General features: G+C 33.1%; 14 protein-coding genes. 9 read left to right on the top strand and 5 right to left on the bottom strand.

Translation table 11 applies throughout. From position 1 onward, the window contains the following. Positions 1-116 precede the first annotated feature (116 nt). From ACKGJY_RS02615 to ACKGJY_RS02605, 3 genes are all read left to right on the top strand, one after another. Positions 117-674, top strand: coding sequence for a hypothetical protein (locus tag ACKGJY_RS02615; protein WP_413972285.1), 558 nt, complete (start codon positions 117-119; stop codon positions 672-674). 336 nt (positions 675-1,010) lie between these two features. Beyond that, positions 1,011-1,694: a DUF2461 domain-containing protein gene (locus tag ACKGJY_RS02610; protein WP_413972284.1), complete on the top strand. Its 684-nt coding sequence runs from the start codon at positions 1,011-1,013 to the stop codon at positions 1,692-1,694. A gap of 34 nt (positions 1,695-1,728) precedes the next feature. Next, positions 1,729-2,370, top strand: a complete 642-nt coding sequence (locus tag ACKGJY_RS02605; protein WP_413972283.1) for a hypothetical protein — start codon at positions 1,729-1,731, stop codon at positions 2,368-2,370. Between the two features lie 38 nt (positions 2,371-2,408). Here ACKGJY_RS02605 and ACKGJY_RS02600 read toward each other — a convergent pair whose 3' ends face one another. Beyond that, entirely contained in the window at positions 2,409-2,825 is a 417-nt protein-coding gene (locus ACKGJY_RS02600; RefSeq protein ID WP_413972282.1) for a glyoxalase, read from the bottom strand. 116 nt (positions 2,826-2,941) lie between these two features. Here ACKGJY_RS02600 and ACKGJY_RS02595 point away from each other — a divergent pair, with 116 nt between their 5' ends. From ACKGJY_RS02595 to leuB, 6 genes are all read left to right on the top strand, one after another. Then, positions 2,942-3,829 carry a DUF72 domain-containing protein gene (locus tag ACKGJY_RS02595; protein ID WP_413972281.1) on the top strand — a complete coding sequence of 296 codons (888 nt, stop codon included), beginning with the start codon at positions 2,942-2,944 and terminating at the stop codon, positions 3,827-3,829. Positions 3,830-3,846: 17 nt separating this feature from the next. After that, on the top strand, positions 3,847-4,230 hold the full coding sequence (locus tag ACKGJY_RS02590) for an acyl-CoA thioesterase (protein WP_413972280.1): 384 nt from the start codon (positions 3,847-3,849) through the stop codon (positions 4,228-4,230). Positions 4,231-4,454: 224 nt separating this feature from the next. After that, a complete protein-coding gene (gene leuC / locus ACKGJY_RS02585) occupies positions 4,455-5,864 on the top strand; it encodes a 3-isopropylmalate dehydratase large subunit (protein WP_413972279.1) in 1,410 nt (469 codons plus the stop codon). Between the two features lie 63 nt (positions 5,865-5,927). After that, a complete protein-coding gene (gene leuD / locus ACKGJY_RS02580; RefSeq protein WP_413972278.1) occupies positions 5,928-6,527 on the top strand; it encodes a 3-isopropylmalate dehydratase small subunit in 600 nt (199 codons plus the stop codon). An 89-nt stretch (positions 6,528-6,616) separates the two neighbouring features. Continuing rightward, positions 6,617-8,137 carry an alpha-isopropylmalate synthase regulatory domain-containing protein gene (locus ACKGJY_RS02575; protein ID WP_413972277.1) on the top strand — a complete coding sequence of 507 codons (1,521 nt, stop codon included), beginning with the start codon at positions 6,617-6,619 and terminating at the stop codon, positions 8,135-8,137. A gap of 286 nt (positions 8,138-8,423) precedes the next feature. Then, entirely contained in the window at positions 8,424-9,479 is a 1,056-nt protein-coding gene (gene leuB, locus ACKGJY_RS02570) for a 3-isopropylmalate dehydrogenase (protein WP_413972276.1), read from the top strand. 143 nt (positions 9,480-9,622) lie between these two features. Here leuB and ACKGJY_RS02565 read toward each other — a convergent pair whose 3' ends face one another. The 4 genes from ACKGJY_RS02565 to ACKGJY_RS02550 all read right to left on the bottom strand — a co-directional run bounded on the left by ACKGJY_RS02565 (position 9,623) and on the right by ACKGJY_RS02550 (position 13,043). Continuing rightward, a complete protein-coding gene (locus ACKGJY_RS02565) occupies positions 9,623-10,909 on the bottom strand; it encodes a mechanosensitive ion channel family protein (RefSeq protein ID WP_413972275.1) in 1,287 nt (428 codons plus the stop codon). Then, a complete protein-coding gene (locus tag ACKGJY_RS02560; protein ID WP_413972274.1) occupies positions 10,909-11,199 on the bottom strand; it encodes a DUF3817 domain-containing protein in 291 nt (96 codons plus the stop codon). The genes ACKGJY_RS02565 and ACKGJY_RS02560 overlap by 1 nt, the downstream gene beginning before the upstream one ends. Before the next feature lie 64 nt (positions 11,200-11,263). Next, entirely contained in the window at positions 11,264-11,896 is a 633-nt protein-coding gene (locus ACKGJY_RS02555) for a YqaA family protein (protein WP_413972463.1), read from the bottom strand. A 136-nt stretch (positions 11,897-12,032) separates the two neighbouring features. Further along, positions 12,033-13,043, bottom strand: a complete 1,011-nt coding sequence (locus tag ACKGJY_RS02550) for a T9SS type A sorting domain-containing protein (RefSeq protein ID WP_413972273.1) — start codon at positions 13,041-13,043, stop codon at positions 12,033-12,035. Between the last annotated feature and the right edge of the window lie 34 nt (positions 13,044-13,077).

Below are 13,077 nucleotides of genomic sequence, written 5' to 3'. Positions count from 1 at the left end.
CAAACACTAATACCAAATACGGCAAATTAATAGGAGTTATGCTATTAAATTTGCAGTATAAGGTATTAATTATTAATGAGTTAAATAAAAAAATATAAATTAAAAAATTTGAAACAATGAAAAATACTATATATATACTTGCACTATTTATTTGTGGTACTGCAGTAGCCCAAGAACAACCATCAGAAGTAACAGAAGAGGTTAAAATAAAAACCATTAAACAAAACAATGGTAAAAACGTAACTGAGAAAAAGATAAAAATGGTTACCCGTGAAACATCTAATGTGAAATTAGACGATAGCGATGCTGAAAAGATTAATCAAAACCGAGTTAATGCCACAACAAAGGTGGAAAAGAAAATTATGGTAGCGAAAAACTCTAATAATTTTAAAACCTTAAGCAAAGTAACCTATTACACAGTAGGTGATAGCAATTATATGTTTACGCCACAAAATTATGGTTTTGATGTAGCGAACAATCAGGATAGCAAATATACCACCATTGCCAAAGCGTGGATAACTAAAGCCAACGGAAGTTATATTATTAAGGGTGAAACCTTGAATGGCGTAGGCTATTTTGATAAGAACGGAAATTTTATAGTAGAATATTTTGATGATACATCTAATAGCATTAAGTCTACAATGTATAACAAAGATAGTAGAGCTATTAAATAATTATCTCCCTATATAATTTTAAAATCCTGAGGTGACTCAGGATTTTTTTTTAACGCTATCGAATTCAAATAAATAACTTTAGGCAGGTCTTTTTAAAACGTTTTTAGATCTAGTGTTATTCGAACAAAGTGAATCAATCTTCTTAATTGCAACAGATTACTTCGTCGTACCTCCTCGTAATGACGGCATATTTGCAGAAGCTTTAAAAAAGATGCCGCTGCAATCCCTAACGCACTAGTCCAGAATACCTAGAATATAATAAGAATAAGTTGATACTATTAAAACTAATAACGTCCAATACTTTTTCGTAATTTAGAAACCATTTAAAACATAAAAATGAGCAATACCGTACCAAAATCTGTTTTTGCATTTTTTAAAAAATTAGAAAAGAATAATAATCGCGATTGGTTTAATGAGAACAAACCAGAGTTTAAAGCCATTGAAGGCGAAGTGAAGTTGTTTTATAATGCACTTTTAGAGCGTATAAATCGTCACGATGAGATAGACAAACTAAAAATTTTCAGGATATATCGTGATGTACGTTTCTCTAAAAACAAGTTGCCTTATAAAACCCATTTTGGTGGGTCGTTTCACCGCGCAAAGCCAAGATTAAGAGGTGGCTATTATTTGCATATTCAACCCAATAATCAAAGTTTTATAGCTACAGGGTTTTGGCAACCAGAAAAAGAAGATTTATTACGGATTAGAAAAGAGTTTGAAATGGATGCTTCGGAAATGCGAGATATTTTAGCAGATAAAACATTTAATACCGTTTGGGGAGATACGTTTGAAGGCGACGAAGTTAAAACCGCACCAAAAGGGTTTAGTAAAGAACATGAAGCGATCGGTCTCATTAAAAAGAAACAGTATATTTTTACAAAAAAGTATACCGATAAAGAAGTTTTGGGTGCCGATTTTTTAGATAGCGTGGACAATGCATTTAAAACCATTCGCCCATTTTTTGATTATATGAGCGACGTGTTGACTACAGATTTGAATGGGGTTTCTTTAATTGACTAATATTTAGTATGTTATCAATTTTCAATATAATAATATGAAAATACTAATATTGACATTTAGCTTAGCCTTTTCAATATGTTTTGCTTTTTCCCAAGAATGTAAAAAGTCTGAATTATCTGAATATTTAGTTCAAAAGAAAATTAGCGATAGTATATATAAAATAGATGTAAAGCAAAGAATAGAGTTTTATGCAGTATTGAGTAACGATATACTTCCAAAATACTCAGATTTAAAGAAAAGTACTATTAGTAAAATAGACTATGCTGATTTAGAACAGATATCACAATTAAAAAGTATTTATGATGAAAACAGATTGAATTATCTAGCAGAAGCAAAAGAAAATCAAAAAGAAATATACAATGGTGTTGCTGCTTATTCTAAGCTTAATACTATTATTCTTTTTGAAACTTTAGATATTTTTCCTGATAGTTATGCTATAATTTTTAATCCATTAAATAAACTAAAAGAAAAAGACAAAATACTTTTTAATAAAATTTACCAAAAATACTCAATGTTACTATTCGAATCTGTTGATTGTTACATGGAAATGAAGTTAGAAATAAATAAAACCAAAAAGAAGTTTAGAGTATTAGATATAAATCAAAACAAAGGAAATAAAACTATATATGGTGCTAAAAAGGCAGACCTAATTGATTTGTTAATATGGTCATTATAATTAGTTTAATGAAAATATATTCTTTTAAATAAAGAATTTTAAACCGCCACCAAAACTTCAGGCTTATCAAACAACTGCATATTACTAATTAAACGTTGTTTTGTAATATTCATCATGCGTTTGTTTAAAGCCGATGAATTTTGAATATAAATTTGATATTCTTCAACCGTAAATAAACCTATAATCATCCCTTTCATAGAATTACGCAATTTCATGTCCTTTTGAATGGCATTTTCAATATAATCGATACGTTTTTCAAGAGATAAATCGTAAAAAACCGACTTGTGTTTTTTAATGTAATTTCTAAACACAGCAATCAATAAATCGTTCTGAAATTTAAGAATAGGGCGTAACACCAAATTCTGAAAACGCTCGTCGGCACTCATGTTGTCACTAATAACCGCATTAGGTAATTCTGGTCTTATACTTTTAAGCTTGAATTGTCTTGAGTCCATAGTGTAGATTTTTTAATAAAAATATAAATTCTTAATGCTTAACGTAATAGTTGGTCTTATAATTGTTAACGAGGTTATCAACATTGAAGTTTTTATCTTTATTGAAAATTTAAAACATGAAATTTGGAAGCGTAGACCATCCTGAATTAATAGACTTTACATTCCCTAATGACCATCCTGATACCAAGAAAGTGCTTGATAAGGTAAAGAATGATAACGAACCAGAAATTTATGTAGGCTGCGCCAAATGGAATAGGGCAGACTTAAAAGGATTCTATCCAAGAGGTACAAAAGATGAATTAGGATATTATTCGTCTCAGTTTAATGCTATTGAAATGAATGCGACGTTTTACCGTATATTTCCTGCGGAACAATTTTCGAAATGGTATGATAAAACACCAAAAGGTTTTAAGTTCTTTCCAAAATTGAATCAAGAAATCAGCCATTGGAAACGTTTGAACGAAACTAGTGGCGTAGTTGAGAATTATTTGTACAACGCTTCAAATTTAAAAGAAAAGTTAGGCACTATATTTTTACAAATGCACAGTAATTTTGCGCCAAAAGATTTTGATAGAGTGATTACGTTTGTAGAAGGTTGGCCAAAAGATATACCATTAGCTATTGAATTTAGAGATACTAATTGGTATAACGATAAAGCAATTGCTGAAGAATTATATCAACTTTTAGAAGCAAACAATATTTCAAATGTAATTGTTGACACTGCTGGTCGTCGCGATTTGATGTACATGCGCTTAACCAATGCTACAGCTTTTGTGCGTTATTTAGGGGCTAATCATGAAAGTGACTATACTCGTTTAGAGGATTGGGTAGAGCGTTTAAAATTATGGAAAGATCAAGGTATCAAAGAAATAGATTTTTTCATCCATCAAAATATAGAAAAAGAATCGCCTTTATTGTCGGCGTATTTTATTAAAAAACTAAATGCGGCATTGGGATATAATCTTACCATTCCAAACGAGGATATTCAAAAAACATTATTTTAAAATATTAAAAACAAATTATGCGATTTCATACCAGAAAATGGATTAAACCAGAAGATTTAAATGCAAACGGCACTTTGTTTGGTGGAAGACTGCTAGAATGGATAGACGAAGAAGCGGCGCTTTACAGTATTGTACAGTTAGAAAACCAGAAAGTAGTTACCAAATATATTAGTGAAATTGATTTTAAAGCATCAGCAGAACAAGGCGATGTTATAGAAATAGGTATCGAAGCTCTAAAATTTGGTAAAGCATCACTTACTTTAGGCTGCGAAGTTAGAAACATGAGAACGCGAGAAACCATCATTACCATTTCTAATATAGTCATGGTAAATATTGGGCCAGATGGTAAGGTTTTACCGCATGGAAAAACAAAAGTTGAGTATGTAAAAGATAGATTATAAGGTGCTGCAATAAAACGGCTTTAAAAATTATAATCGATTTTTCATTTTTGTTGCATAAAATGCAATTAATATACGCTCCATTGTAAATTTTATAAAATAAAATAACAATACGGCTTAAACTTTTGATTATTTGTAATTAACTATAACTTTGTAACCTGTTATAATTTGAAATACAATATTGTGTTCTATTTCAAAGTTATTTCAAAAACAAACCTTTATTATTTATGAGTAAGACATTATTTGACAAAGTGTGGGATTCGCATGTTGTTAGAACCATAGAAGATGGACCAGACGTGTTTTTTATAGACCGTCATTTTATACACGAAGTAACAAGTCCTGTTGCATTTGTTGGATTAAGAAGTAGAGGCATAGGCGTGATGTATCCAGAGCGCACATTTGCAACTGCCGATCATAACACCCCAACTTGGAATCAACACTTACCAGTTGCAGATCCATTATCAGCAAATCAGTTAGAGGCTTTAGCAACTAATGCTGAACAATACGGTATTTCGCACTGGGGATTAGGACACAGAAACAATGGTATTGTTCATATTGTAGGGCCAGAAAATGGTATTACATTACCAGGATCAACTATTGTATGTGGCGATTCGCATACCTCTACACATGGTGCTTTTGGTGCTATTGCTTTTGGTATTGGTACGTCTGAGGTTGAAATGGTATTATCTACACAATGTATTATGCAACCTAAGCCTAAGAAAATGCGTATTAACGTAAATGGTAAATTAGGTTTTGGTGTTACACCTAAAGATGTGGCGCTTTATATCATTTCAAAACAAACAACGTCTGGTGCTACAGGTTATTTTGTAGAGTATGCTGGTGATGTGTTTGAAGATATGTCTATGGAAGGTCGTATGACGGTATGTAACTTATCTATTGAGATGGGTGCTCGTGGTGGAATGATTGCGCCAGATGATAAGACTTATGAATATATAAAAGGTAGAAAACACACTCCAAAAGGTGCAGATTGGGATAAAGCGATGGACTATTGGAAAACGCTAAAAACTGACACTGACGCAGAATTCGATTTAGAATTTAACTACGATGCTGCCGATATTGAGCCAATGATTACTTACGGTACCAATCCAGGAATGGGAATGGGTGTAACAAAATCAATTCCTTTAGCGGAAGATGTTCAAGGTGGTGTAGCTACATATAAAAAATCATTAGGCTATATGAAGTTTGATGAGGGTGATGATATGATTGGGAAGCAAGTTGATTATGTATTCCTTGGATCATGTACAAACGGACGAATCGAAGATTTTAGAGCTTTTTGTTCTATTGTTGAAGGACGCCAAAAAGCAGATAATATTACAGCTTGGTTAGTACCAGGATCACACAAAGTGGTAGACCAAATTAATGAAGAAGGTTTAGATGAAATAATAGAAGCAGCTGGATTTGTATTAAGAGAACCTGGATGTTCTGCATGTTTAGCAATGAATGATGATAAAGTGCCTGCTGGGAAATTGGCGGTATCTACATCTAACCGAAATTTTGAAGGACGTCAAGGGCCTGGATCTAGAACATTGTTAGCGTCTCCATTAGTGGCAGCAGCTACAGCAATTACAGGTGTAGTCACCGATCCGAGAACACTAATGGAACAGGTTAGTGCTTAACTATTAAAATTTAAGAATATACTAATACTGCCAACTGATACTGGCAGACTGAATACTGAATATATGGCTTACGATAAATTTGAAGTATTAACAAGTACAGCATATCCATTACCAATTGAGAATGTGGATACCGATCAAATCATACCTGCACGTTTCTTAAAAGCAACAGAGCGTAAAGGGTTTGGAGATAATTTTTTCCGTGATTGGAGATATGATTCTGAAGGAAATCCAATTGCTGATTTTCCTTTAAACGATAAGAAATATGAAGGTGCTAAAATTTTAGTAGGCGGTAAGAACTTTGGTTCTGGGTCTTCTAGAGAGCATGCAGCTTGGTCGGTTTACGATTTTGGATTACGTTGTGTAATCTCATCATTTTTTGCAGATATTTTTAGAAACAACTGTTTAAACATTGGTGTTTTGCCAGTACAAGTTTCTGCAGATTTTGCTCAAAAATTATTTGATGCTATTGAAGCAGATCCTAAAGCTGAAATAAAAGTAGATTTACCAAACCAAACCGTAACTTTGGTAGCAACTGGTGAATCTGAGTCTTTTGATATTAATGGCTATAAAAAAGATAATATGTTGAATGGTTTTGATGATATAGATTATCTTCAAAATATGAAAGAAGACGTGAAGGCATTTGCTGAAACGCGACCATTTTAAGTATATTAGTAGCATAGATACATTATAATAATATTTAAAAGCATTCCATTATTACAATGAAATGCTTTTTTGTGAATATAAAACCGGCAATGTCTAAGAGAAGAATAGAAATAATGGATACGACGCTTCGTGATGGAGAACAAACCTCTACGGTGTCGTTTTCTGCCTCGGAGAAACTTACAATTGCTAAATTATTACTTGAAGAATTAAAGGTAGACCGTATTGAAATTGCTTCGGCTAGAGTATCAGAAGGCGAGTTTCAAGCGGTAAAAAGCATTACAGATTGGGCGGCAGAGCATAACTATTTAGATAAAGTTGAAGTCTTAACTTTTGTAGATAAAGGAGTGTCTATTAAATGGATGAACGAAGCTGGTGCCAAGGTACAAAACCTACTAACTAAGGGTTCATTAAATCATTTAACACATCAACTCAAAAAGACTTCTAATCAGCACTTTAAAGAAATATCAGAAACGATAGCGTTAGCTTTAGAACACGATATTATTACTAATGTATATTTAGAAGATTGGAGTAATGGTATGCGTAACTCTAAAGCGTATGTTTATGAGTTTTTAGACTTTTTAAAAACGCAAGATGTTGCTAGAATTATGTTACCCGACACTTTAGGCGTGCTGACTCCTGAGGAATCGTATAATTTCGTAAAAGAAATAAAAGAGACATACCCTAATTTACATTTTGATTTTCATGCGCATAACGACTATGATTTAGGAGTTTCTAATGCTATTGAAGGTTTAAAAGCTGGCGCTGATGGTTTACATTTAACGGTTAATGGTATGGGCGAGCGTGCAGGAAATGCACCTATGAGTAGTACCATAGCAGTTATAAATGATTTTATGCCTGATATTGAAACAGGTGTTAACGAAAAGGTATTATATACGGTAAGTAAGTTGGTGGAAAACTTTTCTGGTGTAATGATTCCTGCAAATAAACCTATTGTTGGCGCGAACGTATTTACACAAACTGCTGGCATACATGCGGATGGCGACAATAAAAACAACCTCTATTTTAGTGATTTAATGCCAGAGCGTTTTGGAAGAACACGCCAATATGCTTTGGGGAAATCTTCTGGGAAGGCTAATATTCAAAAGAATTTACAGCAATTAGGCTTGCAGCTTAATGATGAAGATTTAAAGAAAGTTACGCAGCGTATTATTGAGTTGGGTGATAAAAAACAAGTAGTGACTAAAGAGGATTTACCTTATATAATTTCGGATGTTTTAGATAGAACTTATGAAGAAAAGATAAAAGTAAACTCTTATGTGTTAACACACTCTAAAGGGTTAAAGCCTTCTACAACGGTATCAATCACTATTGAAGATGAAACGTTTGAAGAACATGCACAGGGCGACGGACAGTATGATGCGTTTATGAATGCTGTTAAAATGATATTTAAGAGTAAAAAGATAGTATTGCCAAGTTTGATTGATTACGCGGTTAGGATTCCTCCAGGGAGTAATTCTGATGCGTTGTGTGAAACTATTATTACTTGGAAAAATAGAGATAAAGAATTTAAAACACGAGGTTTGGATAGCGATCAGACAGTGTCTGCCATTAAGGCTACGGAGAAGATGTTGAATATTATTGTGAGTTGATGTGTTTTAGTGCGGAATTGTTGATTCGTTTAATTGTTAAACTGTAATCTGATTAAACGCATAAACGATTAAACAGATAAACAAAAAGTAGTGATTTTAGTAAGTGTGCTATTACTTAAGGTTAAGAACTTGAGAAAGCAAGCACGCCCCGCGTTAGGGATTGTAGAGGAAAGCCCACAGGTTTTGAGACGCAGGAACAAAACCGAGGACTTGCAACGTAAAGCCCGACCCGACTTAAGGAGGGTAACGCCCTAAAGAGAATAATTAAAGATTAAATTACATATAAATGAAATTAAACATAGCCCTTTTAGCCGGAGACGGTATAGGACCAGAAGTGATAGACCAAGCGGTAAAAGTTAGTGATGCGATTGCTGGTAAATTTGGACATGATATTACATGGAAACCTGCTTTAACAGGTGCTGCGGCAATTGATGCTGTTGGTGAGCCTTACCCAGATGAAACGCATGAGATTTGTAAAAGTAGTGATGCGGTATTGTTTGGTGCTATTGGGCACCCGCGTTTTGATAATGATCCGTCTGCGAAGGTTCGCCCAGAGCAAGGGTTATTAAAAATGCGTAAGGCTTTAGGCTTGTTTGCTAATGTACGCCCTACATTTACATTTCCGTCGTTATTAGAGAAGTCGCCTTTAAAAAGAGAGCGTATTGAAGGTACCGATTTGGTGTTTTTACGCGAATTAACTGGAGGTATTTACTTTGGTGAAAAGGGAAGGAGAGATGATGGCGAAACGGCTTTTGATAATTGTGTATATACACGAGCAGAAGTACAACGTTTGGCAAAAAAAGGGTTTGAATTAGCGATGACACGTGGTAAAAAACTGTGTTGCGTGGATAAGGCTAATGTATTGGAAACTTCTAGACTTTGGAGAGAGACAGTGCAGGCGATGGAGAAAGATTATCCTGAGGTTGAAGTGAGTTATGAGTTTGTGGATGCTGTGGCGATGCGTTTGGTACAGTGGCCAAATAGCTATGACGTTTTAATTACGGAAAACTTATTTGGTGATATTTTAACGGATGAGGCTTCGGTAATTTCTGGATCTATGGGATTAATGCCTTCGGCGTCTTTAGGATCGGATATTGGTTTGTTTGAACCTATTCATGGCTCTTACCCACAAGCTACTGGTAAAAATATTGCTAACCCAATGGCTACGGTATTATCAGCAGCTATGATGTTTGAAAACTTTGGTTTACAAGAAGAAGGTAAAGCGATTAGAGATGCTGTAAATAGCGCGCTAGAACAAGGTATAGTTACTGAAGATTTAGCAGATGGTGGTAAAGCTTACGGTACTAAAGAAGTTGGTGATTGGTTGGCTGAAAATATTTAAGAGATTTTAAACTTTATGAGACCTCACAAGTTTTTGAAACTTGTGAGGTCTTTTGTTCTACATAATTTATTATATGTCTTCAATTAGAGATATAGCTGTTTTTAAAAGCAATGAAACCAATCTTGAAGTTGATTATAAAACGTCTAGTTGTTTTTTATGCTAAATGTTGTTGGCAATTCAAAAATCTCCAAATCAAAGTATGGAACAGCAGAGAGTACATGATCAAAAATATCTGCCATAATATATTCGTAATTTATCCAACGTTTATCACTACTAAAAGCATAAATTTCTATTGGTAAACCTTGAGCGGTAGGTGCTAATTGGCGCACCATAATTGTCATATCCTTATTTATTGCAGAGTGGTTTTCAATATAGGTTTGTATGTACTTTCTAAATACGCCAACATTAGTTAGGTTTCTACCATTCAACATTAAATCTTTATTGATTGTATTTTTTGTGTTGTATTCTGAAATATCTTTTTGCTTAGTTTCTAAGTAAGATTTAATTAATTGAATACTTTTAAGTTTGTCAATATCAGTATCAGAAAGACATTTAATGCTATCTTGTTTTATATTTAAGGCACGTTTTATACGTCTGCCACCAGCATTTGTCATTCCTCTCCAGTTTTTAAAAGAATCTGAAATCAACGCATAAGTTGGAATAGTAGTAATTGTTTTATCAAAGTTTTGAACTTTAACCGTGGCTAACGTAATCTCAGTAACATCACCATCGGCACCATATTTTTCAAAAGTAATCCAGTCTCCAATACGCACCATATCGTTTATAGATACTTGTATGCTAGCTACAAAGCCTAAGATTGTATCTTTAAACACTAAAATTATAACTGCTGAAATGGCGCCTAAGCCTGTTAAGAATTTTAAAAATGGAATTCCTGTTACAATTGCGATAGCAGACATGATACCTCCTAACCATGCAAAAATCATAAAGACTTGTATGTAACTATCAATGGGTTTGTCTTTAAATCTAGGCAGAGTTTTTAAATAGTCTTTTAAGGTACTGAGTAGACTTCGTACAACCCACAGGGTGAGTATTATAGCAAAAACTTTGAGTGCTTTTTCAATTATAATTTCAAAATTGTAAAAATCGACAAAAACGTTTGGTAAAAATTCTATAGCAATTAAAAGCGGAATAATATGTGCTATATTTCTGGGTACTTTGTTTGATATGAGTAAATCATCAAAGTTAGTTTTAGTGCGTTTTGCAAATTGGGTAAATGCGCTAATTAGTATTTTTTTTATGATAAAATCTACAATGAAAATAATGAGTAATAACCCAATAAGTAGAATTAACATATTTAGGTATTGTGCCACTTCTTCAGAAACACCTAGTGCCATAAGTTTTTCTGAAATTAAGTGTTTTACACCTGATGCATTTTCTGATAAAGAGTTTGTTTTACTTTCGGTTTGCATTATTTAGCAGGCTTTAAATATTTTCTATCAATATAGAATGTTCCAAAAGGTATAATTGCAGCTAATAATACGATACCTAGAGTTTTGTTATCCCATTTAAGTGTTGGCTTTATAACTATGGCTATAGCTATATAGGCTACAAATAATAAACCATGCGGCATCCCTAATAGTTTTACGTATTGCGCATCTCCTGATAGGTACTTAACAGGTGTAGCGATAAATAGTAGTAATATGTATGATACCCCTTCTAAAAGTGCAACGATTCTAAAAATATTTATAAATGAAAACATAGGTAATTATTTTCTGCAAAAGTAGAGTAGAACAATAACAAAATGCTACTATTTTAAGACTTTTTTATAAAGCGCTAAATATAATTATACCATAAATAGCAAAACGTAATAAACGTAATGAGCCGAATAAAACTACGTTTTTAAAAGGAAAATTAATAATACCCGCAGCAATACACGAAATAGAGAATGGTAAAGGCAAAAGTGCACCAACTATAATAAGGAAACCACCCCATTTTTTTGAGTTTTTTAATTGCTTTTGCATTTTTATTTCTAAATAGTTGTGTACAGACGGAATTTTAGTAATCATTTTACCTAGGTGATAGGCTAATAAACCACCCAAATATGAAAGTGCTGCAAGAATACTTAAGTAGCCCCATGGGTTTGGCATTTTTCCTGACCAAGCTATAAATATTTCTGGGGGAATTAATCCTAATAGGGTTTCAGAAACAAAGAAGAAACTTAAAACACCATAAGATGGTAATATTTCTGTAAGTCTAACTAAAGCAGCATTAATATCAAAAAAATAATCAAGGGCATAAATAAGAACTACAGCTCCAATAATATAAGGTAATGCTTGCTTTATAGCCTGCCAAACAAATGCATAAAAACCAGTATAGCTATAATACTGGTGCAATAGCTTAATACGAGATTTTGTATTAGGCTTTGTTTTTTCTTTTTTTTTATGTTCATCAATCATAGCAATATCAAAGATAAAATTCAAATATTGTATTAAAAAATATCAAGTGTTAATTTAGCTAATGTTTAACAGCAGTTCAAAAAAAATCCGACAAACAAATCGTTTGTCGGATTATTAACATTTGGTGATTTTTGTTTTAAAGCTTAACGAATCTTTGGTTGATGTTTACGTTGGTATCTATAGCTGTTAATATATATACACCGCTTTTTAAATCACTTATATCTATTATTTGTTTTGAAGTTTCGAGAGATATGTTGCGAATAGTAGCACCTAAAATATTTTTTAATTGTAATATGCCTCTATAATTTGATAAATTATTTATTTCTATTCTATCTGTGGCTGGGTTAGGAAACAGTTTTAAACCACTTTGTTTTGTTATATCGTTTAACGATAGAACAGCACACGAAGATTCGCTATTTGTTAAACTAAATGCATTACTATCACTAACGTCTGTTCTGCGTAGTACCATTTTATCCATAAAAAAGAAACTAGATCTGGCATCTATAATTACAGAATAATTTCCTGCAGTATTAAAGGTTGCCCAAATAAATCTAAACGAATTACCATCATTTGTATTCGTTACAAAACCCCAACGTTGTTCTGGAGGTAAATTTACAGGGTGTCTATTCATAAAAGCTTTAAAATAACCAGAGGTGCTAGAACCTTCTGGACAATCTCTGTCTGGGTTGCTAGTGCAACTTGGTCTTGGCTCAAGAGACTCAGTAGAAGTAGCGCTACTTTGTTTTGTAGCATAAAAATCATCAGCTACAATACGTAACCAAGCATCATTATGTTCGCCACCAGAAGTACCTGTACCTATGCGACCTCGCCATGCGAGTCTATACGTACCAGGATTATTAATTTTTATATTATATGTAATGGGTTGACCAGTTAAGGAAGAAAATGACTGAGGGCCATCCCAAAAAATATAATTAATTGTTGATCCAGGTAAATTAGGATCAGCTTCACTACCAGTTTGCCAGTTTGAACCTGTTGGTAAATTGCCTGATTCCATTTCGATAGTTAATAATCCGTTTTGTTCCTCAAAAGGTAATGTGCCATCACAAGGTGCTGTTTGAGCTACAAGTGGGACAGAAATAGTTAAAAATACGAATAGAAAAATGAATTGTAAAGTAGTTTTTTTCATAGCCTAGTTTTTATGTTGCAATTTCAAAAAAAAT

This window comes from Hyunsoonleella sp. 2307UL5-6, assembly GCF_047345485.1.
GTDB lineage: Bacteria > Bacteroidota > Bacteroidia > Flavobacteriales > Flavobacteriaceae > Jejuia.
This window is presented reverse-complemented; position numbering and strand designations above follow the sequence as displayed.